The sequence below is a fragment of the Pararhizobium mangrovi genome (assembly GCF_006516965.1).
GTDB classification, from domain to species: domain Bacteria; phylum Pseudomonadota; class Alphaproteobacteria; order Rhizobiales; family Rhizobiaceae; genus Pararhizobium_B; species Pararhizobium_B mangrovi.
In genome coordinates this window covers 118,117-142,843 of record NZ_VHLH01000004.1, presented here as the reverse complement: position 1 = coordinate 142,843, position 24,727 = coordinate 118,117, and the positions used below count along the sequence as shown (strand labels likewise).

The following is a 24,727-nucleotide window of genomic DNA, read 5'->3' as shown; positions in this document are numbered from 1 at the left end:
CAACGGGCCGAGCGTACGGCCCGCCTGCCGAACGCCTGCCGTTCGGCGAACATGGCCGAAGGTTCGAAACGGCCTCATCCTGTTTGCGCTTCCGCAGCGGCGAGCGCACTGCCTTCCTTGGCGGCGTAGCCGCGTGGCGTATAGACCCAGCGCTTTCCGTCGCCGGTCGTAACCATCCGGCTTTGCGACGAGCCGACGATGACCACCGTCAGCATGTCGACGTCGTCGACATCGAGCGAGCCGAGCGGGACGATACGCACGGCCTCGCCTTTTCGTCCGAGATTGGTGGCGAGCACCACGGGCGTTTCGGCCGGCCGCGCTTCGAGCAGGCGATCGCGCGCGAAGGCGAGCTGCGTGCGGCGGCGCCGTGAAACCGGATTGTAGAAGGCAACGACGAAATCGCCGTGTGCCGCCGCTTCGATCCGGCGCACGATCGTATCCCAGGGGGTCAGCAGGTCGGAAAGGGAGATGGTGCAGAAATCGTGGCCGATCGGTGCGCCCGCACGCGCGGCCGCGCCCTGCAAGGCGGAGATGCCGGGCGCGATCTCGATCGCGATACGCCGTGCCGCGGCACTGACGCCGCCCGCATCCGATCTGCGGTCGAGAAGCTCGAAGACGAGCGTCGCCATTGCGTAGATCCCGGCATCGCCCGAGCAGACCAGCGCGACCGAACGCCCCTCGCCTGCCAGTTCCATGGCGTGACGCACCCGCACCTCTTCCTTGCCGAGGTCGAAGTCGTGGCGCCGCTTGCCGCGTGTGAGCGGTCCGAGAAGATCGAGATAGAGCGAATAGCCGACGAGATCGCTCGCCGCATCGATCATCCGGCTTGCTTCCGGCGAGCGCCATTCGGCACTGCCGGGGCCGATGCCCACGACGAAGAGCTTGCCGCGCGCGCGGCCGAAGGCTTCCGGTTCGATCGGCTGCGGAGCGCGGGCGACTGCTGCCGTGACCCGTGCGCCCTTGCGCTTTTCGACGGCGAGCGCGCCTTCCGGCCCCACTGCCGCAAGCGCCGCCGCCTCGCTCACGCCATGGCAGCCGACTTCGGCGAAGACGATTTGCGAGGGATTGGCGAGCCGCGGCGTTTCTGCTTCGAGCGCTCTGGCATCGAAGAAGCGGGCGGGAACGTCGAAATGGTCGGCAACGGCATGAACGGCCGCTTCGTCCGCCTTCACGTCGAGCGACACGACGACGGCCACGCTTTCGCGCGCAAGCCCGGCCTCGTTCAGGATCGATTCCGCCAACGCCACGGCTTCGTCGGAGTCCGCCCCTCGCTCGGCGCCGATTCCGAGGGCAAGCGTCTTCGGGTGATAGACGAGGTGGAGCCCTTCCATCGGAACGCGTTCGTCGCTTACCGTCAACCGCACGGAACCATTCCGGGAAACCGGAAGATTGCTCTTATCGAGCCACGGCGCGGTGCTCTCGATGCGCGCGCTCGCACCGGCGACGAGTTCGGCCATGACGGCCTTCGCGCCGTGCGGATTGGCGAGCGTATAGCCGGCCGGCGGTTCGTCGAGCGCCACCGAGAAGCGCAGGTCACCCGCCGTCGTGATGGCCGCGTGCCCGCCCAGCGCTTCGGCCAGGCGGCGCGCCAGCGTGTTCGCGCCGCGATGCCCCCCGAGGAGCGGCACGACACTCGACCCGTCTTCGGCAATCGCGATCACCGGCGGTTCGGCACGCTTGTCGGAAAGGTGCGGCGCGAGAAGCCGGATCACGGCGGCGCTTGCCATCAAGGCGACGATCGGCCGGCCTTCGGCAAAAAGGTTGCCGAGGCAGACTTCGAGATCGTCGAACGTCGTGCCGACCTCATCGGCGGCGATCCGCTTTGCCGCGCCGTGGATCTCGCCGCCGACCGAGCGTGCGACGTCGTGCGCGATGGAAAGTGCCGCCGGCGAAAGCACGATGACGGCAGGCTTCTTCAGCGTCGTCATGTGCGTGCGCCTTCCGCGTTTGCGTCCGCTGCACGATCCGCAATCCATTTTTCGGCACCGCGATAGACCAGAGCCAGCGAGAAATACGGAACCTGCTCCGGATCGATCTGTGCCAGCGGCAGAATGCGTTCGTTCGCGAGCCCGATCCGTTCGATATAGCCGGCCGACGCCATCAATCCCCTTCTTTCGAGAATGTCTCGGATGCGGGCGAAATGCCGGCCGATCTTGATGATCGCAGCCGCATCGCACGCATCGAGCCGGCGCTCGATCGCCGGGGTTTCGAGCGGTGCCGGGATCACGGAGAAGACGTCGTTGCGCGCCGCGATCGGTCGCCTCATGGAAGCCGCGCCCGCCATGATCGACGAGACGCCGGGCACGATCTCGCACGGGAATCGCCGGGCGAGCCGTTCGAAGAGATACATGAAGGAGCCGTAGAAGAACGGATCCCCCTCGCACAGCACCGCGACATCCTCACTGGCATCGAGATGCCCGGCAATCTCGGCTGCAGCCGTGTCGTAGACGGCACGTGCCGGAAACCGCTCGACGCGCATCGGCACGACGATCGGAATTTCCTTCTGCGTTCCGGGCAGGTATTCGGCCGCGATGCTGCGCGCGAAACTGGTGCCGTGGTCGGGGGCCGGATAGGCGATGACCGAAACGGCTTTCAGCAGGCGATGCGCTTTCATGGTAACGAGTTCGGGGTCACCGGGACCGAGGCCGAGGCCGTAGAGCGTTCCGGTCATCGACCACGCTCCAAGAGGCTCGGGTCGCGCATCGCCCGTGCCCTCTCCGTAGATCGGACAGCGAACCATTCCGTGCAGTGCTTCGGCGCGTCGATGCGGATGGCGATCGCAAGCGCGTTCATGCCACCCCCTTGCGCCAAGACCACATCGTCACCGGCATGGCCGGACGCCAGCCATGCAGCGAGCCGATCGCCTCGGCATGGGCAATGTTGAGCCGTGTCAGTTCGCCGCCGTGCTGCCCGGCCATAGCGAGAAGGATCGTCTCGCTTTCGAGCGTCACCGCGTTGGCGACCAAGCGCCCATGCGACTTTAGTGCATCGATTGCCGCATCGACGACGGATGCATCGAGGCCCCCGCCGATGAAGACGGCGTCGGGCTGCCTGAGCTCGCCAAGCGCCTCCGGCGCGGTTCCGTCGACGAGTTCGAGCGCCGGCGTACCGAGCGCAAGCGCGTTTTCCGCTGCAAGCGCGCGACGTTCGGGCTTCGGCTCGATGCCGATGGCACGGGCCTCGCGCGCGGCCCGCATCCACTCGATGCCGACCGATCCGCACCCGGCCCCGATGTCCCACAGCACGCCGCCGCGCACCGGCGCGAGTTTGGCCAGCACCAGCGCACGCACGCCCTGCTTCGTCATCTTGCCGTCGTGTCGAAAACCCGCGTCCGGCAGTCCCGTGCGCGGCAGGATCGTCGCGTGTGCGCCTGCCACGCACTCGACGGCGAGCGTGTGAAAATCGGGCACCGACTGGTCCCACCCCTCCGCCGTGCCCTCGATCCGCCGCTCCTGCGCGCCACCCAGCGATGCAAGAACGGTCAGCTTAGACTTACCATAGCCGCGTTCGACGAGAAGCCGCGCGACGCTTGTCGGCGATCTGCCGTCGCGCGTCAACACGAGAAGACGGGCATCCGGCTCGAAGAACGGCACGATCTGCTCCGCCGGCCGGCCATGGATCGTCAACGTCTCGCAGTCGGCGAGCGACCAGCCCATGCGGCAGGCGGCGAACTGGAAGGCTGAAAGCTGCGGATGAAAGCGGATCTCGGCCGGCGGGATCGCCCGGGCGATGCGCGCGCCGACGGAGTACCAGAGCGGATCCCCCGTCACGAGTACGACGATCCTTCGACCGCGAAAGCTGCAGATCGTCTCGATCATCGCGTCGAAAGGCGAAGGCCATGCCACGCGCTGCGCCGTGACGTTCGCCGAAAGGCGATGGTGCCGGTCGCCACCGACGATCACTTCGGCTGATTCGACGAGTGCACGGGCAGCCGGCGAAAGACCTTCCATGCCGTCCTCGCCGATGCCGACGATATTGAGCCAAGGCGCGCTCATCGGCATTCCCCCGCAAGCGCGTTCAGCGCGGCCGCGGCGATGGCGCTGCCCCCGCGCCTGTCGTGGACGGTGATGAACGGCACATCGCCCGCCCGTGCGAAAAGAGCCTGCTTCGCTTCCACCGCTCCGACGAAGCCGACTGGCACGCCGACGACGAGTGCGGGAGGCGGCGCTCCGTCTTCGAGAATTTCGAGAAGGCGAAAGAGTGCCGTCGGCGCATTGCCGACGACGACGAGGGAACCGGCGAGGTCTTCACGCCAGAGATCCACCTGAGCCGCACTGCGTGTCGTTCCGCGTGCTTGCGCGACCGTGTCGACGCGCGGATCGCCGATCCGGCAAAGGGTCGCGTTCGCCGCCGGTAGCAACCGCCTTATAATGCCGTGCCGAACCATTTCCGCATCGCAGATGACGGGTGCGCCGGCGCGAAGGGCGGCGATACCTACCTCCGCCGCATCGGGCGAGAACGCGATCGCCGGCGCCAGATCGACCATGCCGCAGGCATGGATCATGCGGATCGCGACCGCTTCCATCGCGCCGGAAAAGCGTGCGAGATCGGCCTCCGCCCGTATCGTCGCGAACGAGCGCCGGTAGATCTCCGCCGGATCGGTCAGATACGCCGGCTCGATCACCGTTCCCCCTTCTTCTCCATCGAGCGCGGCCCGAGCGGATGGTCGGCCTGCGGATAGGGATGGTGGTGGTGATCATGCGCGTGGTCGTGATGGTGACCGTCGCCGTGGTGATGGTGGCCATGGCCGTGGCCGCCTTCTCCGTCGAGCGCGTTCGGCTCGGCATGGGAATGCACCGGGGTGAACGGCAGGCCGTGCTTGCGGCAGAACTCCTCGTCGCGGCAGGAGGCGTCGCAGTCGCCGCCGCAGGGGCAGTTTTCGAGCCCGCCACCGATGCCTTCGACGTGATGGTGATGGCTTTCCTGCGCCAGACCGACTTCCGCCTCGAAGCCAAGCACCTGTTCGCGATACTTGCACATCTGGCAGTTCATCAGTGCCTGCCCGTCGATGATCTCCTGGACGCGATCCTCGAAGGTGTCGAGAACGAGCGGATGGTCGTTCAGGTATCCGGCCTTGACGAAGGCGATGTCGCGATGACGCGCGGCGACCGCATCGGTCTGTGCGTAGATGCGCTTCACGAGAACGCCGGTGAACAGGAAATAGGGAAAGACGACGATGCGCTTGTAGCCGAGCTTCGTCGCATGTTCGAGGCCGGGCTCGACGAGCGGAAAGGTCACGCCGGAATAGGACGTCTCGGCCCAGCCGAAGCCCATGCCTTCCCAGAGCATGCGCATGACCTTGGCGACGTTGGAGTTCGCGTCCGGGTCCGAAGCGCCTCGGCCGACCACCATGAGCAGCGTCTCGTGCCGGTCGACGGGACCGTCCGTCGCGTCGGCCTCGGCGATCGCTTCCGCGATGCGTGCGCCGGCCGCGCGGATCATCTTCACGTCGATGCCGAGCTCGCGGCCGTAATGGATCACCATCCCCGGATTCTGCGCTTGGTAGGTGTTCAGCACGGACGGGATGTCGTTCTTCGCGTGGCCTGCGGCGAAAAGCATGCCGGGAACGGCGAGAACGCGCGTGACGCCACGTTTGCGCAGGCTGTCGAGGCCGTTGGCGATGACCGGATTGCAGAATTCGAGGTAGCCGTATTCGACCGGCATGTCGGTGCTGCGCGCGCGCAGCCCTTCGGCGACCTTGGAGAATTCGCGCGCGGCGTTCTGGTTTCGGCTGCCATGGCCGCACACCATGATGCCAAGCTTCTCGCCATTGCCGTTCGGGCTTGCGTTCACGTCGGTCCCCTTCGTCGCTCGTGCGAGAGTCGCGGTTTCTGCACGAAACGCCGGTTCCGCAATGCCGGTTTCAGGCCACGGAATAGTCCGGTTCGGGACCGACAGCTCCGGAATTGCTCCCTCGAATGGGTCGAGCGCACCGGAATTTCTCTCAGCCTGCTGCCCGCAGGCGCCGTCGTACAGCGACCGTGCTCTTAAGGGATTGCGCGACCCCGGTCAACGAAGCGACGGCGGAACCTTGCGCTTCGGACCGCGTAGTTCCGAAAGATAAATCGCATTCGCGTCACGATCCCGAAGGAAACCAGCATGCCACCGTTCTCCGCCGTCAATCCACCCCATAAACGCGCGCTCGGCAGAACCGGCATGGACATCACGCGCGTCGGCTTCGGCGCGTGGGCGATCGGCGGCGGCGACTGGGCGGTCGGTTGGGGCGATCAGGAAGACGCGGACTCCATCGCCGCCATCCGCCACGCGGTCGAACGTGGCGTGAACTGGATCGATACGGCCGCAGCGTACGGCCTCGGCCATTCCGAAGAGGTCGTGGGCCGTGCCCTGCGCGAGATGCCCGAAGCCGAAAGACCCTTCGTCTTCACCAAATGCGGGCTCGTCTGGGACGAGGCGGAGCGAAACGCACTTCCCAAGCGGATCGGCAGGCCCGAAAGCATCCGCACGGAAGTCGAGGCATCGCTGAAGCGGCTCGGCGTCGAACGCATCGATCTCTACCAGATGCACTGGCCGGCCGAGGACGGCACGCCGGTCGAGGAATACTGGCAGGCGCTTCAGGACCTCAAGCAGCACGGAAAGATCCGCGCGGCCGGCCTTTCCAACCACACGCCGGACCAGCTCGATGCCGCCGAACGGTTCGGCCATGTCGATTCGGTCCAGCCGCCCTTTTCGGCGATCCGAAGAGGCGCGGCGGAAAAGGAGATCGCCTGGTCGAAGGCGCACGAGACCGGCGTGATCGTCTACAGCCCCATGCAGTCGGGCCTGCTCACCGGCACGTTCTCGCAGGAGCGTGCGCAATCGCTGCCCGGCAACGACTGGCGCTCCCGCGCCGACGCTTTTCGTGGGGAAGCGCTTACGGCGAACCTTTCGATCGCCGAAGCGATGCGGCCGATCGCGGAGCGACACGGCACGACGGTGCCGGCCGTCGCCGTTGCATGGACGCTGACCTGGCCGGGCGTGACGGGCGCGATCGTCGGTGCCCGCCGGCCGGATCAGGTCGACGGCTGGATCGATGCCGGACGTCTCGACCTTACCGGCGGCGACCTGCGCCAGATCGCGGCTGCGATCGAAGCGAGCGGCGCCGGCTCGGGACCCGTGTCGCCGATCTGAACGGCGGCGCTCTTACCTTCTCTCGCGTGCGGCGAGCGCGCGACGAACTCAGCCCTTGTCGCTGACGCCCGCCTGCTCGAACGTCGCCATGCCGGTATGGCAGGCGGCGGCGGCCTTGACGATGCCGGCGGCGAGCGCCGCGCCCGTGCCCTCACCAAGCCGCATGCCGAGTTCGAGCAGCGGCGTCTTGCCGAGCTTTTCCAGAAGCCTCCGATGGCCGGGCTCCGCCGAAACGTGGCCGACGAGGCAATGGTCGAGCGCGTGCTCGTTCGCAGCGAAGAGCACGGCGGCGGCTGCCGTCGTCACGTAGCCATCGAGGACGACGGGAATACGCTGCGTGCGCGCGGCGAGGATGGCGCCGGCCATGGCTGCGATTTCGCGCCCACCGAGCCGGCGCAGCACCTCGAGCGGATCGTTCAGATGCGCCCTGTGGCAGGCGACGGCCGCTTCGACCGCGGCGATCTTTCGTTCGAGCCCCTCGCCCGTGGCGCCGGTACCGGGGCCGACCCAGTCGCGCGCCGAACCGCCGAACAGGCCGTGGCAGATGGCGGCGGCGACCGTCGTGTTGGCAATGCCCATCTCGCCGATGCACAGGAGGTCCGTGCCGCCGGCGATCGATTCCATGCCGAAGGCCATCGTCGCCGCGCAGTCGCGCTCGCCGAGCGCCGCTTCCTCGGTAATGTCGCCGGTCGGCAGTTCGAGAGCCAGGTCGAAGACCTTGAGGCCGAGATCGTTGGCGACACAGATCTGGTTGATCGCCGCGCCGCCGGCCGCGAAGTTCGCGACCATCTGCTGCGTCACGTCGGCGGGAAACGGCGAAACGCCCTTGCGTGCCACGCCGTGATTGCCGGCAAAAACCGCGACCAAGGGTCGCGTGACCGCCGGCGCATGGCCACTCCATGCCGCAAGCCAGGCCGAAATTTCCTCGAGACGTCCAAGAGCGCCCGGCGGCTTGATGAGCGTGGATTCCCGGGCGCGAACGGCAGCTTCCGCCTGCTCGTGCGGGCCGGGAAGCGTCCTCAGGAGCTCGCGGAAATCGTCGAACGGCAGACCCGATGTCGCCATATTCTCGTCCTTGTCGCCATGGTTTCTGGAACGGTCCGTATTTTTCCCTGTCTAGAGTGACTTCTGCGCACCCACAAGGCGGCGCGGGACGTGTAGATTCCCGACCATGCGATCAGAGTTCAAAGAACGACTGGCTGTTCCGGTGACGATGGCGCACGAAACGGTTCGTGCCGTCGGCTTTTTGAGCCGGATCCCGGTTCCTTCCCGTTTTTTCGGCACCGGCGACGCTCCACTCGCTGCGATGGTGCGCGGGTTTCCGCTCGCCGGCGTCGTCGTCGCGTTCGCTCCGGCCGTGCTTCTTGCCATCCTCGCCGCCGCCGGCGCCCCGGCCCTTCTCGCCGCCTTCGTCGCGCTTGCGCTCCAGACTGCGGTAACCGGCGCACTGCACGAGGACGGGCTTGCCGACACCGCGGACGGGCTCGGCGCTTCGAAGCGCGAGCGTGCGCTCGAAATCATGCACGACAGCCGCAACGGGACCTTCGGCACGCTCGCGCTGATGTTCTCGCTGGCGCTGCGCGGTGCCGCACTCGGCGCGCTCGCCGCTTCAACCGGGGCGGTCTCGGCCGGCTTCGTCATGATCGGCATTGCGGCTGCGAGCCGGGCCGCCATGGTCTGGCACTGGCAGGCGCTGGCGCCCGCGCGTGGCGACGGCGTGGCGGCGGCCTCCGGCCAGCCCGACGAACGCCAGACCAACTGGGCGATCGGCATCGGCGTCGCGATCTTCGTTCTCGTCGTCCTGCCCGGTACGGGCGCCACGGCCTGCACTGCCGCGCTCGCCTCGATCGCGATCGCGACGGGCGTCCTCACGCGCCGGCTGGACCGGTTTCTCGGCGGCCACACCGGCGACACCATCGGTGCGACCCAGCAGGTCGCCGAGATCGCCGGCCTCGTAACCCTCGCGATCTTCGCATGAGGCGGCGATGAGCGCGAAGTCCGTTTCACCCGAACCTGCCGTAAAGGGAACGACGGCGGTCGAAAGTCCCTGCACCGGCGTCTGCCGCATCGCGGCCGAGGACGGCCTGTGCAGCGGCTGCCGTCGAACGATCGACGAGATCGCCGGCTGGTCGACCATGACCGCCGGCGAACGCCACCGCATCATGCTGGAGTTGCCGGACCGCAGGGCGACCGAGGTCCCGTTCAACGCGGCCGGAAAGGAGTGTTGAGCGACCATGCATCGCGGCATTCTCTTCCCGGTTCTCATGGCGCTTATCGGCGCGGCACTCGTGCTCCTTCTCGCCAACCACGAAAGCGGCACGGTGTTCGGAATCCGCGACGATGCCTTCGCGGCCGTGGTGGCGCTATCGGCATGGGCGGCGGTGCTTGCCGCCGGTATCGTCAGTTCCGGCCGGTTCGGCGAGATCGTGCGCCATCTCGCCATCTGGGCGGTGGCACTGCTCGCACTCTCGACCGCCTATCTCTACCGTTACGATCTGCAGAGCGTCGGTGCGCGGCTGACGGCCGGTCTCATTCCCGGCATGCCCATCACCCGCACGAGCCTCAACGGCGCTGCCGAAGTCGTTCTCCACACGACGGAGAACGGACATTTCGAAACCACGGCCGATGTCGATGGGCATTGGCTGCACTTCCTGATCGACACCGGTGCGAGCCGAATCATGCTGTCCTACAGCGATGCACGCCGCATCGGGATCGATACCCGTTCGCTCGACTTTTCGCAGGCGATCCAGACCGCAAACGGCAAGGCGAAGGCAGCACCGATCACGATCGGCACCATCTCGCTCGGTCCGATCCGCCGCCACGACATCGATGCAAGCGTTTCTGCACCCGGCACGCTCACACAGAGCCTGCTCGGCATGAACTTTCTCGGCACGCTGACTTCGATCCGCATGAACCGGGACGTTCTGGTTCTAAGAGATTAAGGTGCAACGGTTTCGCTCGGCGATGGTGATCCGCGGCCGCGTTCGTTCCCTGCCGCGCAAGGCTCAAAGCCGTACCCGGATGCCGTGCTCCGCTTCGCCGCGCGGTTCGATGTGGATGGCAATCGAAGCCCCCGGCACGAAGGCCTTGATGGCGTTCTCGAGCCGGTCGCAGATGGCGTGCGCTTCGGCGACGCTCATGTGCCTCGGCGCGACCATGTGAAAATCGATGAAGGTCGCAGGACCCGCAACCCGGGTCTTCAGGTCGTGCACGCCGAGCGAACCCTCCGCATGGTCGGCGATGATCGTCTTGAGTTCGTCGATATCGCCGGGATCCATCGCCTGGTCCATCAGGCCGTTCAGCGAAGACGAGATGACGCGCCAGCCTTCCCAGACGATGTTGACCGCCACGATCAACGCAAGCAGCGGATCGAGCACCGCCCATCCCGTCGTCACCGCGAGCGCCAACCCGACGATGACGCCGATGGAGGTCAGAACGTCCGTGTAGAGGTGGCGTCCGTCGGCGACGACGGCCGGTGAATTGTGTTTGGTACCGAGCCGGATCAGCGTCATCGCCCAAACGGCGTTGATGATCCCGCCGAAAGCGTTGATCGCAAGGCCGAGCCACGGCGTGCCGGGCATCGCCGGCGACGTGATGTCGGCCAGCGCCTCGCGCGCGATAAGGAGTGCCGCGACGACGATCAGCACGCCTTCGAGGACGGCCGAGACGTACTCCGCCTTGTAATGCCCGAAATGGTGGCCGGCATCGGCCGGCTTGCGGCTGTAGCGCACCGCGGCGTAGGCGGCCGTCGCGGCGACGACGTTGACAATCGTCTCGAGCGCGTCGGAAAAAAGCGCGACCGAGCCCGTCAGCCGCCACGCAAGCACCTTGAGCGCAAGTACGACGAGTGCGATCGGGATGGAGTAGAGCGCGAGGCGCTCCACCATGCGCGAATGCCGCGGGGGCCGTGTGCCACCGCCCGAATTCCCGTTCATGCGTAGAGGATCTCGCTGGACCGAAAAGACGCCGTCATGCCGCGCGCTCGCGGGCACGCCGGCGAAGGTGGGCGACGACGTTCTCGATCATGCGCATGCCGGCACCACCGCCGAGCGACATGATCGATTCGGGGTGGAACTGGACGGCGGCGACCGGTTCGCTCGCATGCTCGATCGCCATGACGACACCGTCCTCGCTTCTCGCCGTTACGCGAAGTTCTGCGGGCAATCGGTCCGGATCGGCGAAGATCGAGTGGTAACGCCCCACCGTGATCTCCTCCGGAAGACCGGAAAACACCGTGCCGGCATGCTCGACGCGTACGCGCGAGGGCTTGCCGTGCATCGGCTCGTCGAGCTGGCCGAGACGTCCGCCATAGGCTTCGGCGATCGCCTGCAGGCCGAGACACACGCCGAAGACCGGCAGATCGCGCGCCCGTGCCTTGGCGATCGTCGCCGCGCAGTCGAAGTCTCCCGGCGTGCCGGGTCCGGGTGAAAGGACGACGAGATCGGGCGCGAGCCGGTCGAAGACCGCTTCGTCGACCGGCGTGCGTACGGTGGAAACGGAAGCCCCCGTCTGACGGAAATAGTTGGCGAGCGTGTGGACGAAGGAATCTTCATGGTCGACGAGGAGGATCGAGCATCCCTCGCCGACGCGTGCCGTCTCGCGCACTGTATCGGGCGCATTGCCCCTGGCGGCGTCGCGGATGGCGGCGAGCATGGCCGAGGCCTTCAGTTCCGTCTCGGCTTCCTCGTCCTCGGGAACGGAATCGTGGAGCAACGTCGCGCCGGCGCGGACTTCGGCGATGCCGTCCTTGATGCGGATGGTGCGAAGCGTCAGGCCGGTGTTCATGTCGCCGTTGAAGTTGACCATGCCGACGGCACCGCCGTACCAGGCACGCGGGCTCTTTTCGTTCTTCTCGATGAAGCGCATCGCCCACAGCTTCGGCGCGCCGGTGACGGTGACCGCCCAGGCGTGGCTCAGGAAAGCGTCGAAGGCGTCCATGCCCTCGCGCAACCGGCCTTCGATGTGGTCGACGGTGTGGATCAGCCGCGAATACATCTCGATCTGCCGCCGGCCGATCAGCTTCACCGAACCCGGCTCGCAGACGCGGCTCTTGTCGTTGCGGTCGACATCGGAGCACATGGTCAGTTCCGACTCGTCCTTGCTCGAATTCAAGAGCTTCAGGATCTGCTCGGAGTCGGAGATGGCGTCGTGTCCGCGCTTGATGGTGCCGGAGATCGGGCAGGTCTCCACGCGCCGCCCGTTGACGCGGACGAACATCTCCGGCGAGGCGCCGATCAGGTATTCCTGTTCGCCGAGATTGATGAAGAAGGAATAGGGCGACGGGTTGATCGCCTTCAGACGCCGGGCGATCGCAGAGGGCGCGCTTTCGCAGCGTTCCATGAACATCTGTCCCGGCACGACCTCGAAGAGATCGCCGCGGCGAAAGCGCTCCTTCGCGCGCTCCACGAGCCCCGCATATTCGCCGGGACGGTGATCCGAACGCGGCGGCACGCGGTCGCTTCGAACGAAGGGATCCTCCGCGACGCCGTCATCGCGACCTTCGGTGGTCGCCTCTCCCATGGTGAACGTGTAGCGATCGTTCCAGGCGGAGGCGGTGTAGTGATCGACGACGGTGATCGCGTCCGGCAGGTAGAGCACGAGGTCGCGCTGGCTTTCGGGCCGTTCGAGCACCTTCTCGACGGCGTCGAACTGGAAGGCGAGATCGTAGCCGAAGGCACCGTAGAGGCCGAGATTGGTGTCGGCGTCGCTGTAGAAGAGGTCGCGGATCGCCCGCAGGACGCTGAATGCGCTCGGCGCACGCGAGCGCTCCTCCTCGCTGACGATGCGCTCCGGCTCGCCGACCACGAGATCGAGGGTGCGTGCCGTCCATTCGCCGCAGGTAACGTCCGGCTCGCCTTCCAGCCTGCCGGCGATCATCAGGAGCAATGCCTCTCCGCGCCCGTTATAGGCCTCGACGCGCATCGTGCGCCCCTTCGCGACGATGCCGAGCGGCGGGCCGACGACGGCGACGTCCCAGCGGGTGTATCGGCCGGGATATTCGTAGTTCGAGGAAAAGACGGCACCGCGACGCGTATCGAGCGCCCCGATCGCGCCTTCGATCGCCGAGGCGTAGTCGACCGTCTGGCGTTCCCGCCGGATTTGCACGCCGCCGCGCGTCTGGAAAGTTTCGCCTGCCATAGCCTGCTCCATCATCTCGGCCCTCGATCGGTCCACCCGGACGAACATGCCGGCAGCAGGAACAAAAAAGCCGCCGGGGAACTCCAGGGCGGCTCGTCGGTTCTCTTGAACGTGACTGGTTGCGGCCGCCGTTAGCGAGCCCACCACCAGATTGCATTGATGCGCATTCCGTTCATATTTTCGTTGTTAGCTCGACATGGGGGCGAGTGCAAGATGCAAGCCGCATGGCGATAACGTCGTGCCGCTTGCGAAAGGAACATGCGATGCGTTGTGCGCGCGAACGGATCAGTGCAGGCCTGATCGCCCTCCTCCTCGCTCTACCGGCACACGCGGCCGAAACCTCCGGCACTCCCGTGCCGAAAGCCAAGCCCGAACCGTCCGCAACGGCCGGGAATGCCGAGACGTCGGCAAAAAAGGAGAAGGACGAGCCGCCGGACTCCAGCGCAGGGGACAGCAAGACCGGCAAAGAAGACGCAGGCCCACCCGTACCGGACGGCGACGAGGCCGTTCCGACACCGGAGAAGCGTCCTACGCCGCCGCCGCTCCCGCCGGGGAAAAGCACCGCTCCGTCCGAAGGCAAGCCGCTGCCCGGCGATCGTGGAGCATCGGACGAACCCGAGAAGGACGACGCCGATACGGAAAACAGCGGAACGGACGAGGACGCCCTGCCCGAGCCGCGCTCCGCAGGGGTCCACGAAGATCCGAAGCTGCTTGCAGCCTGCTATCATCAGCTGAACGAACTCGGCGTCGCCTACCAGAAGCAGCCGGCGGTCAACGACGAGGGACGCTGCGGCATGGAGGCGCCGATCTCCGTCAGCGAAATCCAGCCGGGCATATCGCTCAAGCCGGAAAACGAGATGCGCTGCCAGACGGCGCTGGCGCTGGCGCGATGGACGAAGCGCGTCGTCGAGCCGGCAGCCGAAGAACTCGGAGACGGCGTGGAGCTGAACGGGCTCTCACACGGGTCGGCCTATGTCTGCCGACACCGCAACCATATTCCCGATGCCAAGATCAGCCAGCACGCGTTCGGCGATGCCGTCGACATCGTCACCTTCAACTTCACGAATCATCCGCCGCTTTCGATCGAACCGCGCCATCGCACCGGCAAGATCGAAGAGGGGTTCCAGCGCGCCGTGATCGCCGGCGCCTGCCTCTATTTCACGACGGTACTCGGCCCGCAGGCGGACGCCGCGCATCAGGACAATCTGCATATGGACGTTATCGAACGGCACGGCGGTTTCCGCCTCTGCCAGTAAGGCGCCGCGCCGGACCGCCTATCACGTATCGCTCCACACGTCCGTCTCGAAGGTATGGCGTCCGCCGTTCGGCGCCTCGCTGTGCCAGGTCGCCTGAACCGCGTCCCGTGAACGATCGATCTCCAGCCAGTTGCGTTCGCGCAGATAGAGGCGGTCGGTTCCGGGCATAGGCAGGAACGTCACCGAGATATCCGGCTTCAACCGCTGGACGCCGCGGCTTGCCCATTCGAGGCCGCGTACGCCGAATGCGTCGGGCGGCGGATGGACGATGCCGGATGCCGTCAGCTGGACGATGCGCGTATCGCCACGGCTGATGCGGCCGAAGGCTCCGAGGTGGATTTCGCCCGAAAGCGTGACGATCCGCGCACCCGTGCGGGCCGAGAAATCGGTGAGCTCGCGCAGCAGGTCGGCCCATTCGCGCCGGTGGTGCACGCTCGGCCATTGGTCGATCAGGTCGTCCTGCCACGTCTGATGTCCCGGGAACCAGTCGAAGAAGCGTTCCAGCAGGCCGAGCCGGACATTGACGAGCGGCACTGTACTGATGAGGAAGATCTGGCGGCAGCCGCCCATGCGTTCGAGTGCGGCGGTCAGGTCACGGCGTTGCTCGTCGCTGAGGATGCGCGTGCGCGAGCGCTGCGAGCGCAGGTCCGGCGCCAGGATGCCGACGTCGCCGACGATATGCGACCAGCCGAAATGCTGCGCACCGTGCCCGCTTTCGTTCGTGCCGCAGGACGGTTCGATGGCGAGCTGGAAGAGGCAGAAGGCTTCGCGCGCGGCCGACCACACGCCCTGGAATACGGCACTTTCCTGCCATTCCGGCCCGTAGCTTCCCCAGCCGTCGAAGATGTCGTGATCGTCCCACATCATCAAGGACGGGATCTCGGCGAGCAACGGCGCGAGTTCCGGCTGCGCCCAGAGCCAGCAATAGGAATCGAAATAGGCGTCCGCAGTCGCGCGTGCCATCTCGTCGGTGAAGGGTTCGTCGCGCCGGCGCGGCCAGCGTTCGCCCTGCCAGCGCTTGAGAACCGGCACCTCCTCCCAGATCGCGTCCGCATAGAGCTGATCGCCACCCTGGAGAAGAAGATGGAACGGCCGTTCGCGATGGACTTCCGCAAGATCGAGCCAGTTGGCGTTACGCTCGCGCGAGGTCGGCCAGACATTGCCGGCCTCCTGCCCGTTGCACGCGGTGAAGGCGAGCCGCAGATCGGCCGCCGAAGCCGCCGGAAGATGCACCGTAAAGCTGCGCTCGCCGATCGCGTAGCGATGGACAGCCGGCTCGTCCGTGACGACGAAGGTGAAGTCGTAGCGCCAGAGCTTCAGGCCGCGTCGGCGCGCCAGGAACGTTGGCGAAACCGGTTCGGCATCGTCAGCGGAAAGTAAGGCGGGTTCTTCCCCTTCGGGAATTCCAACCAGCGCCGAAAGGCGCCAGGCATCGCCTTCGACGCCGCGAAAATATAGGACCGGACCAAATGCTTGCATGATGTTCGACGTCGACGGACCCCCGCTTGTCCCTTCCCGAACCGAAAGCCAGTCCGATCGACATGGGCCGCACGTGATGCGGCCCTTCGTTATCCATCGAAACCATATGGCGTTTTGTCCACGTTCGGCAACGCCGCATGGCCGGCCGTGATCTCACTCCTCGCCCGCAGCGTCGTTCTACCCTTCGCCCATGGCATCGTTTCACCCCTCGCCCATGGCGATCAGACTCGCATTTCCGCCGGCGGCGGCCGTGTTGATCGAGACGACCTGTTCCTGCGCGAATCGCGTGAGGTAGTGCGGTCCGCCCGCCTTGAAGCCGGTGCCCGACAAACCGGTTCCGCCGAAGGGCTGCGTGCCGACGACGGCGCCGATCATGTTGCGGTTGACGTAGACGTTGCCGACGTCGAGGCGCTCGGCGATCGCCTTCGCGGTCGCCTCGATGCGGCTGTGGATACCGAGCGTCAGGCCGTAGCCCTTGGCGTCGATGGCATCGAGAACGGCCGGCAGATCGTTCGCCTTCCATCGCACGACGTGGAGGATCGGACCGAAGACCTCCTTGTCGAGCGCGGCGGCGCTGTCGAGTTCGACGATGTGCGGTGCGAAGAACGTACCCGTCTTCGGTGCTTCGCCGGCGTAGCGCACGTGCTGGCGCCTCCGCATGGCGGCGATGTGTTCGCCGAGCATCGCCTGCTGGCCGGCGTCGATCACCGGGCCGATGTCGGTCGCGGGATCGGCCGGATCTCCGTTCTTCAGTGCCCTTGCCGCACCTTCGATCATCGCGAGCATACGATCGGCGACGTCTTCCTGCAGGAAGAGCAGCCGAAGTGCGGAGCAGCGCTGACCGACGGAGCGAAAGGCGGACATGACCACGTCGTCGGCAACCTGCTCGGGTAACGCCGTCGCGTCGACGACCATCGCGTTCAGCCCGCCGGTTTCGGCGATCAGCGGCGCGATCGGCCCATCCTTGGCCGCAAGCGCGCGATTGATCGCGTGCGCGGTCTCGATGGATCCGGTAAAGGCGACGCCGGCGATCGCGGGGTGGGCCGTCAGTGCCGCACCGACATCGCCCTCGCCCGGCATATAGGCGAGCGCATCCTCCGGCACGCCCGCCCGATGCATCAGTCGGACGATCTCGTAGGCGATCAGGGGCGTCTGTTCGGCAGGCTTGGCGATCACCGCATTGCCCGAGACGAGCGCGGCGGCGATCTGGCCGGTGAAGATCGCCATTGGGAAGTTCCAGGGCGAGATGCACACGAACACGCCGCGACCGCGCCAGCCGTAACGATTGTCCTCGCCCGTCGGTCCCGGCATGCGCCGAACCTCACCGAAAGTGGCGCGCGCCTGATGCGCGTAGTAGCGGCAAAAGTCCGTCGCCTCGCGCAGTTCCGCCAACCCGTCGTCGAGCGTCTTGCCCGCCTCGTGGGAAAGCAGCGCCATCAGCCGGTCGCGGTTTTCCTCGAACAGGTCGCCGATCCGTTCGAGAACGGCCGCGCGTTCCTCGACCGGCCGACGCGACCAGCGCGTGAAGCCGTCCTGCGCGCTGCGCACGACGGCATCGACGTCGTCGACATCGGAAAAGCGCACGCTGCCGAGGACACGGTCGTGGTCGGCGGGCGAGACGGCCTTCCGTTCGTTCCCGCGCGTTGTTGCGCCCGGATGAAGCGGCACGGCATCGACGGAGACCGGTGCCTTTCCCATTCCTTCGACCAGTGCGGACAGCTGCCGGCGGTCACCGAACTCGAGGCCCGCGCTGTTCCTGCGCGCACCGTAGATATCGCGCGGAAACGGAATGCGCGGATGGCGTCCGCCGTCGGCCGCCGAAAGATCGAGCTTGTCCGCCGGCCGTTCGAGCAGCGTCTCGACCGGCACGTCCCGGTCTCCCGCAACCGCGACGAAGGAGGAATTGGCGCCGTTTTCGAGAAGGCGGCGGACGAGATAGGCGAGCAGGTCGCGATAGCCGCCGACCGGCGCGTAGATGCGGCAGGGCACGCGGTCGTTGCTCTTCATCAGGTCTTCGTAGAGCGCCTCGCCCATGCCGTGCAGGCGCTGGAACTCGAAGCCGGACCGATCGTCGCCGGCCATCTCGAAGATCGTCGCGACCGTCAGCGCGTTGTGCGTGGCGAACTGCGGGAAGAGGCATTCGCGCTGTTCGAGCATCTTCTTCGCGCATGCGAGGTAGCAGAGATCGGTGGCCGCCTTGCGCGTAAAGACCGGGTAATCGTCGAGGCCGCGCTCCTGCGCCCGCTTGATCTCCGTATCCCAGTAGGCGCCCTTCACGAGGCGCACCATCATGCGGCGATCGTGGGCACGACAGAGCGCCGCGACGTGGTCGACGACGGCCGGCGCGCGCTTCTGGTAGGCCTGGATCGCCAGTCCGAAGCCTTCCCAGCCTGCGAGCGAAGGATCGGCGAAGACACGCTCGATCACCTCGAGCGAGAGTTCGAGCCGGTCGGCCTCCTCGGCATCGACGGTGAAGTTCAGGTCATGCGCCCTCGCCTTCTGCGCGAGCGCGAGCAGGTCGGGCACGAGTTCCCTCAGCACCTCCTCGCGATGGGTCGCGAGGTAGCGCGGGTGCAGCGCGGAGAGCTTGACGGAAATGCCCATGCGGTCCGGCAGCCCCGCATTGCCCTCGGCCCTGTCGGCAGCCTTGCCGATCGCCTCGATCGCGTCGGCATAGGCTTGCCGGTACTGGCGGGCGTCCTCGTGCGTGCGTGCGCCCTCGCCCAGCATGTCGAAGGAGTGTCGATAACCGCGCGCTTCGTTCTTCAAAGCCTTGCCGAGCGCATCCTTGATGGTCTCGCCGAGCACGAAGTGCGAACCGAGGAAGCGCATGGCCTGGCGCGTCGCGGAGCGCACGGTCGGCATTCCCATGCGGCGCACGAGGGAGCGCACCACGCCTTCGGGCGTGTCACTGCGGCCGATGGCGCGAGCGGACATGCCGACGGCCCAGGCCGAAGCGTTGACGAACCACGTATCGCCGTGCGCCTCGTGTTCGCTCCAGCCGCCTTCCTTGAGCTTGTCCTCGATGAGCTTGTCCTGCGTGCCCGCGTCCGGCACGCGCAGCAGCGCTTCGGCGAGCACCATCAGGGCGAGGCCTTCGCGCGTGGAAAGCCCGTATTCGCGCAGGAAGTCGTCGACGCCGCCGATGGTGCCGACGCCCTCGCGGATCGCCTCGACGGAAGCACGCGTGCGCCGGTCGATCGCCTCGTCCTGCGCCCTCGTGAAAGTCACGTCCCGGGCGAAGCGGGAAAGCAGCGTGGCGTCGTCGCCAGCATAGGGCGCGTCGAAGGTGGGTGCGCGGCGATCGGCGGTCTCGGTCACGGGGCGGTTCCTTCGATGGGGTGGCGCATGAGACGGTCCGTCACCGTGAAAACCTAGCGGTACTGCCGCAGCATGCAACGTGCAGACGCCCGACCCTGATCTGCCGGCGTCTAGTCGTTTTCCGGCCTGGCAGAGACGATTCCCGAAAAATGCGTGTCGAGCGCAGCGTCAACCCAGGCCTTGCGTTCCATGCATTCGGGCATGGAGAGAAGGCCGTCGCTGCGTGCGCGCATGAGGTCGCGAACCGTGCCCTCGCGTCGCTCGTCCATCTCGACGGGAACCGTATCGGAGCCATCGGCCGTGCGGTCGTCTGCAAGCGCGGAAGCGAACATGACGAGGCGCTCCGTTTCCACCTTCGCCTTCTCTCCGACGAGACGAAGGGTGCCGCGCGCCGCCAGAAGTCCGTCGAGATCGTGGCGGATGCGGCTTCCCTGCTTGCGCCAGTCCTCGAGGTGGTTGCGTCGCCCCGCCTGCCCGACGGTCAGCGCCTCGCGGTGCTGGCGGTGTTCGGCATGGTCGAGACCGAGCTTCGCGGCCGAATCGGCATCGGCGGCAACGGGAAAGCTCGCCTCCGCGTGGTCGAGCGTGGCGTCGAGTGCGCGCAGTTCCTCCTGCGTCTCCCGGATCTCCTCGAGGATGGCGAGCGTGCGCCGCGTCGTCGCCTTCGAGGCGCGTTCGGCGCGCAGGCACGCAATTTCGAGGAGCCGGGTCGCGCCGGCATGCAGCACGTCCACGCCATCGCAGACGCCGAGAAGATGCGAAAAGCGCATGCCGAGCGCGTTGCGCCGCGTCACCGAACCGCCGGACCACCAGCCTCGTGGGAAGAACCGCCCACGGCCCGATTCCTCCTCTTCGGTGCGAAACGCATCCCACTCCTCGCGAACCGCATCGATTTCGTCGGCAAGCTGCACGAGTAGAACGACGAAGCCTTCGAGCAGCGAATCAATGCGTGCGATCACCCAGCCCGAAGGCACGTCGCCGATCGAAGCGCCCGTTGCTTCCGGGTTCCCGCCCCCCGCATCGTGGAGGTGAACCGCGTGGACATCGGCGAGCAGCGCATCCATCGCCCCGAGCCGGCTCGCAAGCGCCAGCAGAGGCTCGTCGAGCCGTGGCATGCCTGGCTTGCTTCGCGAAAGCGAACCGATCACGAGGGCATCTCCCACAGGGCCGTCGTCGACGGCGGTGTATCGACCTCACCCGCCATCGGATCCTTCCTTCAGATAGGTGATGAGGTCGGTTCGCGCCTTCTGGTCGCCGAGGCCTCGATAGGCCATGCGTGTGCCGGGCACCGTCTTCACCGGGTTCGCGAGAAAGGTATCGAGACGGTCCTCGGTCCAGACCTTGCCCTTGCCGTAGTCCTCGAGGGCCTGCGAATAGCCGTAGCCCTGAACGCTCGCGATCGGTCGACCGACGACGCCGTCGAGCGGCGGCCCGACCCGCATCTCGCCCTTTTGGAGCGAATGACACAGGCTGCACTCGTTCGCGAAGACCTTCGCGCCCATTTCCGCGCGGTCCGCACCGAAACTCGGCGCGCCGCCGACGATGACGGCGATACCGGCGGCAAGAAGGACGGCTGAACGCGAGACGTACGACATTTGCGAAACCTTCGTTCAGAGGCGAACCGGCGAGAATCGCTCTCGCGCGATTGTTCCGTCGGCAGCGGCGAGCGTCAACTCGCGAACTCCCGAAATACCGGGCTTTCCTTACGCCGCCGAAGCCGTCTTCGCCGGGCCGGCGGCGATCTGTAGCGACACATAGCTATCGAGGAGCCGATAAGCGTCCGAATCGGCCATGCGCGCCGTGCCGAGGCCTTCCCGTACGTAAAGACCGTCGATCAGCGCGGCGAGGCCCGCTGCGACGCCGTCGGCCCGCTCGCCGACGAGCTGGCGAAGCTCGTGGCACAGGTTGCTGTGAAGGCGGCGCGTGTAGATCGAAAGGATACGCCGGGCCCGCGGCGAACGATGGGCATGGGCATAGAAGACGAGCCATGCCGAGACGACTTCCGGGTTGAACTGATCCTGCGCGAGGCTCGCACGGATGATGGCACGCACACGCTCGTGCGGACCGTCGGCGCCGGCCAGAGCTTCGCCGACCTGCGTCCGGTAATCGGTCATGATCGCCCGCATGGCCGAGGTCAGGAGGTCGTCCTTGTTGGCGAAATAGTGGTGGGCGAGACCGAGCGAGACGCCTGCCCGCGTGGCGATCTCGCGCATGGTGACGTCCATCGAGCCGCGCGTGTGAATCGCGGAGATCGTCGCCTCGACCAGCGAACGCCGGCGGACCGATTCCATTCCCAGCTTCGGCATGCGTGATCTCCAGAACCGGACCAATATGCGTTTATTGAACACCCATTCAATATACCCTTGCAATATCCGTCAGGATGTGGCGCCATTGGGGCCGACGGACAAAACCGACAGGGAGTTTGCCATGAGAAAGACGATCGCCGCCGCGTTGACGGCCCTTATTGCGCTTGGCAGCGCCTCCGCTTTCGCCGATGTTCCGGACAGCTGCAAGACGGTGCGCTTTTCCGATGTCGGCTGGACCGATATCACGGCAACGACCGCCGTGACGACCTTGATTCTCCAGGACATCGGCTACAAGACGGACACGAAGATCCTTTCGGTGCCCGTGACCTACCAGTCCATGAAGAACAACGACATCGACGTCTTCCTGGGCAACTGGATGCCGACGATGAAGTCGAACATCGAGCCGCTGAAGAAGGCGGGCGACGTCGACGTGGTGCGCGCCAACCTGACGGGTGCGAAGTACACGCTCGCGACGAACGCGGCCGGCGCCAAGCTCGGCATCAAGAGCTTCTCCGACGTCGCCAAGCACGCCGACGCGCTCGACGACAAGGTCTACGGCATCGAGCCCGGCAACGACGGCAACGCGCTGATCATCAAGATGATCAACGACGACAAGTTCGACCTGGGCAAGTTCCATCTCGTCGAATCGTCCGAGCAGGGCATGCTTTCGCAGGTCAAGCGGGCGAGCAACGCCGACAAGCCGATCGTCTTCCTCGGTTGGGAACCCCATCCGATGAACACCAATTACGACCTTACCTACCTTTCCGGCGGTGACGACGTCTTCGGCCCGAACTACGGCGGCGCCACGGTCTACACGAACACGCGCGCAGGCTACGTGAGCAAGTGCGCGAATGTCGGCACGCTGCTCAAGAACCTGCAATTCTCGCTGAAGATGGAAAACCAGATTATGGGCTCCATCCTCGACGACAACATGGACGGCCAGAAGGCTGCCCAGGCGTGGTTGAAGAAGAACCCGAGCGTTCTCGACGAATGGCTGAAGGGCGTGACGACGGTCGACGGCAAGCCTGCCCTGCCCGCCGTCAAGAAGGCGCTCGGCGTCTAGGGTCCGCCTATCGCTTTCGAATTCGACGGGCGGACCGTACGCGGCCCGCCCGTTTTCGCTTTCCGGGCCGATTCGCGACGCTGGACGCCGAAAGGCTCTAAAGGCCGCGACAACGCCAACAACGCAGGACCATCGACTTGAACTGGCTTACGCAACATCCGCTGCCCATCGGCGAAGGCGCCAACGCCGCCGTCGATTGGCTGACGTCCAATCTCAACTGGTTCTTCAACTGGCTGTCGAGCGTGCTTTCGAGCATCATCAGCGGCATTCTCTGGGTGCTGGACACCCCCCACCCCTTCATCGTCATCGCAGCGATCACCGCACTGTCGTTTGCCGTGCGCCGGTCGATCCTCATCGCGTTCTTCTCCGCGCTCGGTCTGCTGCTCATCGTCAATCTCGGCTATTGGGAAGAAACGACGCAGACGCTTTCGCTCGTGCTGGCGGCCACGCTCGTCTGCATGATCGTCGGGGTGCCGCTCGGTATCGCCGCCGCGCACAGTTCGGTGGTCTATGCGATCGTTCGCCCCATCCTCGACCTGATGCAGACCATTCCGCCCTTCGTCTACCTGATTCCGGCCCTCATCCTCTTCGGGCTCGGCATGGTGCCGGGACTCGTCGCGACGGTCGTCTTCGCCATTCCCGCGCCGGTGCGCCTGACGCGGCTCGGCATCGCATCGACGCCGCCGGCGTTGACCGAGGCGGCCTCCGCCTTCGGAGCCACCTCGTGGCAGATCCTCACCAAGATCGAACTGCCCTACGCGCTCCCGCAGATCATGGCCGGGCTGACGCAGGCGATCATGCTGTCGCTGTCGATGGTCGTCATCGCGGCGCTGGTCGGGGCCGATGGGCTCGGCGTGCCGGTGCTGCGCGCGCTTTCCTCGATGAACGTCGCAAAGGGTTTCGAATCGGGCCTTTGCATCGTCATCCTCGCCATCGTGCTCGACCGCTTCCTGCGTGTTCCTGGTGGAGATCGCTCATGACCACTGCCGTCACCTTCGACGCGGTCGACATCGTCTTCGGCGAACAGCCGAAGAAGGCCCTGCCACTCATCGACCGCGGTGCCACACGCGACGAGATCAGCAAGGAGACGAACCAGGTTCTGGGCGTCGCCGGCGCTTCGCTCGAAGTTCATGAGGGCGAGACCCTCGTTCTCATGGGGCTTTCGGGGTCGGGAAAGTCGACGCTGCTTCGCGCCGTCAACGGGCTGGCGCCGGTGCGCCGCGGCTGGGTGTCTGTGAAGTGCGGCGAGGAAACGATCAACCCCTACGACTGTCCAAAGCGCAAGCTGCGCGACCTTCGTTCGGATCACGTTTCCATGGTCTTCCAGCAGTTCGCCCTGCTGCCGTGGCGAACCGTATCCTCCAATGTCGGTTTCGGGCTGGAGCTTGCCGGCATGCGCGAGGCCGAGCGGCGCAAGCGCATCGACGAGCAACTCGACCTCGTCGGGCTGACGCAATGGGGGAACCGGCGCGTCGGTGAACTGTCGGGCGGCATGCAGCAGCGTGTCGGCCTCGCCCGCGCCTTTGCCACGGGCGCGCCGATCCTGCTCATGGACGAGCCCTTCTCCGCCCTCGATCCGCTGATCCGCACGCGTCTTCAGGGCGATCTCCTGGAATTCCAGGAGCGTTTGAAGAAGACGATCATCTTCGTCAGCCACGACCTCGACGAGGCGTTCAGGATCGGCAATCGCATTGCCATCATGGAGGGCGGGCGCATCGTCCAGTGCGGCACGCCGCATGACATCGTCCAGAACCCGGCCGACGACTACGTGCGCGACTTCGTGGCCGACATGAACCCGATGCGCGTGCTCTCGGCATCCGATGTCATGCGAAAGGGCTCGCCGAGCCGGGAGGACGCCGACGGAAACCTTTCCGCGACCGTCAAGCCGCAGACCCCGCTCGTCGAGATCCTCGATGCATTGACCGATCGGCCCGGCCGGATCGGCGTCGTCGACAACGGCTCCATCGTCGGCACGATCGGCGCATCGGAGGTCGTTGCGGGCCTGACGCGGCACCGGCGTTCCCGAAAGGACTAAG

The 24,727-nt window shown here is 66.2% G+C and carries 21 protein-coding genes; 8 read left to right on the top strand and 13 right to left on the bottom strand.

Features of this window, described 5'->3' with window-relative positions; genetic code table 11:
* Positions 1-74 precede the first annotated feature (74 nt).
* From cobJ to FJU11_RS03590, 5 genes are all read right to left on the bottom strand, one after another.
* Positions 75-1,928 (bottom strand): precorrin-3B C(17)-methyltransferase, encoded by a 1,854-nt coding sequence (gene cobJ, locus FJU11_RS03610; RefSeq protein ID WP_141165656.1) that lies wholly within the window; start codon positions 1,926-1,928, stop codon positions 75-77.
* A complete protein-coding gene (cobI, locus tag FJU11_RS03605; RefSeq protein ID WP_141165655.1) occupies positions 1,925-2,671 on the bottom strand; it encodes a precorrin-2 C(20)-methyltransferase in 747 nt (248 codons plus the stop codon). Before cobI ends, cobJ begins: the two co-directional genes overlap by 4 nt.
* Positions 2,672-2,789: 118 nt before the next feature.
* Positions 2,790-3,995, bottom strand: coding sequence for a precorrin-6y C5,15-methyltransferase (decarboxylating) subunit CbiE (cbiE, locus tag FJU11_RS03600; RefSeq protein ID WP_141165654.1), 1,206 nt, complete (start codon positions 3,993-3,995; stop codon positions 2,790-2,792).
* Positions 3,992-4,624, bottom strand: a complete 633-nt coding sequence (locus FJU11_RS03595; RefSeq protein ID WP_141165653.1) for a precorrin-8X methylmutase — start codon at positions 4,622-4,624, stop codon at positions 3,992-3,994. The genes cbiE and FJU11_RS03595 overlap by 4 nt, the downstream gene beginning before the upstream one ends.
* Entirely contained in the window at positions 4,621-5,751 is a 1,131-nt protein-coding gene (locus FJU11_RS03590; protein WP_141165745.1) for a sirohydrochlorin chelatase, read from the bottom strand. The genes FJU11_RS03595 and FJU11_RS03590 overlap by 4 nt, the downstream gene beginning before the upstream one ends.
* A gap of 348 nt (positions 5,752-6,099) precedes the next feature.
* Here FJU11_RS03590 and FJU11_RS03585 point away from each other — a divergent pair, with 348 nt between their 5' ends.
* On the top strand, positions 6,100-7,128 hold the full coding sequence (locus FJU11_RS03585) for an aldo/keto reductase (RefSeq protein ID WP_210242832.1): 1,029 nt from the start codon (positions 6,100-6,102) through the stop codon (positions 7,126-7,128).
* A gap of 48 nt (positions 7,129-7,176) precedes the next feature.
* Here the strand turns inward: FJU11_RS03585 and cobT are convergent, their stop codons facing one another.
* The gene (gene cobT / locus FJU11_RS03580; protein ID WP_141165652.1) at positions 7,177-8,193 is read right to left on the bottom strand and encodes a nicotinate-nucleotide--dimethylbenzimidazole phosphoribosyltransferase; all 1,017 of its coding nucleotides are present in this window, start codon (positions 8,191-8,193) and stop codon (positions 7,177-7,179) included.
* 148 nt (positions 8,194-8,341) lie between these two features.
* Between cobT and FJU11_RS03575 the strand changes: the two genes are divergently transcribed.
* The 3 genes from FJU11_RS03575 to FJU11_RS03565 are packed head-to-tail and all read left to right on the top strand — an operon-like array spanning position 8,342 to position 10,070.
* Entirely contained in the window at positions 8,342-9,106 is a 765-nt protein-coding gene (locus FJU11_RS03575) for an adenosylcobinamide-GDP ribazoletransferase (protein ID WP_141165651.1), read from the top strand.
* Between the two features lie 7 nt (positions 9,107-9,113).
* Complete coding sequence (locus FJU11_RS03570) at positions 9,114-9,356, top strand: DUF1289 domain-containing protein (RefSeq protein WP_141165650.1); 243 nt, start codon at positions 9,114-9,116, stop codon at positions 9,354-9,356.
* A gap of 6 nt (positions 9,357-9,362) precedes the next feature.
* Positions 9,363-10,070 (top strand): retropepsin-like aspartic protease family protein, encoded by a 708-nt coding sequence (locus FJU11_RS03565; protein ID WP_141165649.1) that lies wholly within the window; start codon positions 9,363-9,365, stop codon positions 10,068-10,070.
* A 63-nt stretch (positions 10,071-10,133) separates the two neighbouring features.
* Here FJU11_RS03565 and FJU11_RS03560 read toward each other — a convergent pair whose 3' ends face one another.
* Positions 10,134-11,063 (bottom strand): cation diffusion facilitator family transporter, encoded by a 930-nt coding sequence (locus FJU11_RS03560; RefSeq protein WP_235890798.1) that lies wholly within the window; start codon positions 11,061-11,063, stop codon positions 10,134-10,136.
* 34 nt (positions 11,064-11,097) lie between these two features.
* Entirely contained in the window at positions 11,098-13,266 is a 2,169-nt protein-coding gene (locus FJU11_RS03555) for an anthranilate synthase (protein WP_235890797.1), read from the bottom strand.
* Positions 13,267-13,529: 263 nt separating this feature from the next.
* Here FJU11_RS03555 and FJU11_RS03550 point away from each other — a divergent pair, with 263 nt between their 5' ends.
* A complete protein-coding gene (locus FJU11_RS03550; protein WP_181408026.1) occupies positions 13,530-14,522 on the top strand; it encodes an extensin-like domain-containing protein in 993 nt (330 codons plus the stop codon).
* Between the two features lie 21 nt (positions 14,523-14,543).
* Here FJU11_RS03550 and FJU11_RS03545 read toward each other — a convergent pair whose 3' ends face one another.
* The 5 genes from FJU11_RS03545 to betI all read right to left on the bottom strand — a co-directional run bounded on the left by FJU11_RS03545 (position 14,544) and on the right by betI (position 21,628).
* Entirely contained in the window at positions 14,544-16,001 is a 1,458-nt protein-coding gene (locus tag FJU11_RS03545; protein ID WP_141165646.1) for an alkaline phosphatase D family protein, read from the bottom strand.
* Positions 16,002-16,202: 201 nt separating this feature from the next.
* Positions 16,203-19,322, bottom strand: a complete 3,120-nt coding sequence (gene putA / locus FJU11_RS03540; protein ID WP_141165645.1) for a bifunctional proline dehydrogenase/L-glutamate gamma-semialdehyde dehydrogenase PutA — start codon at positions 19,320-19,322, stop codon at positions 16,203-16,205.
* Positions 19,323-19,432: 110 nt separating this feature from the next.
* Positions 19,433-20,437 carry a hypothetical protein gene (locus FJU11_RS03535; RefSeq protein ID WP_141165644.1) on the bottom strand — a complete coding sequence of 335 codons (1,005 nt, stop codon included), beginning with the start codon at positions 20,435-20,437 and terminating at the stop codon, positions 19,433-19,435.
* Positions 20,438-20,515: 78 nt separating this feature from the next.
* Positions 20,516-20,917: a c-type cytochrome gene (locus FJU11_RS03530; protein WP_141165643.1), complete on the bottom strand. Its 402-nt coding sequence runs from the start codon at positions 20,915-20,917 to the stop codon at positions 20,516-20,518.
* Between the two features lie 108 nt (positions 20,918-21,025).
* Entirely contained in the window at positions 21,026-21,628 is a 603-nt protein-coding gene (betI, locus tag FJU11_RS03525) for a choline-binding transcriptional repressor BetI (RefSeq protein WP_141165642.1), read from the bottom strand.
* A 121-nt stretch (positions 21,629-21,749) separates the two neighbouring features.
* Here betI and FJU11_RS03520 point away from each other — a divergent pair, with 121 nt between their 5' ends.
* The 3 genes from FJU11_RS03520 to choV all read left to right on the top strand — a co-directional run bounded on the left by FJU11_RS03520 (position 21,750) and on the right by choV (position 24,726).
* Positions 21,750-22,691: a choline ABC transporter substrate-binding protein gene (locus FJU11_RS03520; protein ID WP_141165641.1), complete on the top strand. Its 942-nt coding sequence runs from the start codon at positions 21,750-21,752 to the stop codon at positions 22,689-22,691.
* Positions 22,692-22,828: 137 nt separating this feature from the next.
* Positions 22,829-23,671, top strand: coding sequence for a choline ABC transporter permease subunit (gene choW / locus FJU11_RS03515; protein WP_141165640.1), 843 nt, complete (start codon positions 22,829-22,831; stop codon positions 23,669-23,671).
* The gene (gene choV, locus FJU11_RS03510; protein ID WP_141165639.1) at positions 23,668-24,726 is read left to right on the top strand and encodes a choline ABC transporter ATP-binding protein; all 1,059 of its coding nucleotides are present in this window, start codon (positions 23,668-23,670) and stop codon (positions 24,724-24,726) included. Before choW ends, choV begins: the two co-directional genes overlap by 4 nt.
* Position 24,727: the final 1 nt, after the last annotated feature.

Bases quoted from the DNA above. Each gene is read 5' to 3' on its own strand.
- FJU11_RS03545 (WP_141165646.1), bottom strand. From the start codon at position 16,001: ATGCAAGCATTTGGTCCGGTCCTATATTTTCGCGGCGTCGAAGGCGAT.
- FJU11_RS03570 (WP_141165650.1), top strand. From the start codon at position 9,114: ATGAGCGCGAAGTCCGTTTCACCCGAACCTGCCGTAAAGGGAACGACG.
- cbiE (WP_141165654.1), bottom strand. From the start codon at position 3,995: ATGAGCGCGCCTTGGCTCAATATCGTCGGCATCGGCGAGGACGGCATG.
- FJU11_RS03585 (WP_210242832.1), top strand. From the start codon at position 6,100: ATGCCACCGTTCTCCGCCGTCAATCCACCCCATAAACGCGCGCTCGGC.
- FJU11_RS03590 (WP_141165745.1), bottom strand. From the start codon at position 5,751: ATGGTGTGCGGCCATGGCAGCCGAAACCAGAACGCCGCGCGCGAATTC.
- FJU11_RS03555 (WP_235890797.1), bottom strand. From the start codon at position 13,266: ATGGCAGGCGAAACTTTCCAGACGCGCGGCGGCGTGCAAATCCGGCGG.
- choV (WP_141165639.1), top strand. From the start codon at position 23,668: ATGACCACTGCCGTCACCTTCGACGCGGTCGACATCGTCTTCGGCGAA.
- FJU11_RS03565 (WP_141165649.1), top strand. From the start codon at position 9,363: ATGCATCGCGGCATTCTCTTCCCGGTTCTCATGGCGCTTATCGGCGCG.
- FJU11_RS03530 (WP_141165643.1), bottom strand. From the start codon at position 20,917: ATGTCGTACGTCTCGCGTTCAGCCGTCCTTCTTGCCGCCGGTATCGCC.
- FJU11_RS03550 (WP_181408026.1), top strand. From the start codon at position 13,530: ATGCGTTGTGCGCGCGAACGGATCAGTGCAGGCCTGATCGCCCTCCTC.
- cobJ (WP_141165656.1), bottom strand. From the start codon at position 1,928: ATGACGACGCTGAAGAAGCCTGCCGTCATCGTGCTTTCGCCGGCGGCA.
- cobI (WP_141165655.1), bottom strand. From the start codon at position 2,671: ATGACCGGAACGCTCTACGGCCTCGGCCTCGGTCCCGGTGACCCCGAA.
- FJU11_RS03520 (WP_141165641.1), top strand. From the start codon at position 21,750: ATGAGAAAGACGATCGCCGCCGCGTTGACGGCCCTTATTGCGCTTGGC.
- betI (WP_141165642.1), bottom strand. From the start codon at position 21,628: ATGCCGAAGCTGGGAATGGAATCGGTCCGCCGGCGTTCGCTGGTCGAG.
- FJU11_RS03575 (WP_141165651.1), top strand. From the start codon at position 8,342: ATGGCGCACGAAACGGTTCGTGCCGTCGGCTTTTTGAGCCGGATCCCG.
- cobT (WP_141165652.1), bottom strand. From the start codon at position 8,193: ATGGCGACATCGGGTCTGCCGTTCGACGATTTCCGCGAGCTCCTGAGG.
- FJU11_RS03560 (WP_235890798.1), bottom strand. From the start codon at position 11,063: ATGAACGGGAATTCGGGCGGTGGCACACGGCCCCCGCGGCATTCGCGC.
- FJU11_RS03535 (WP_141165644.1), bottom strand. From the start codon at position 20,437: ATGCCACGGCTCGACGAGCCTCTGCTGGCGCTTGCGAGCCGGCTCGGG.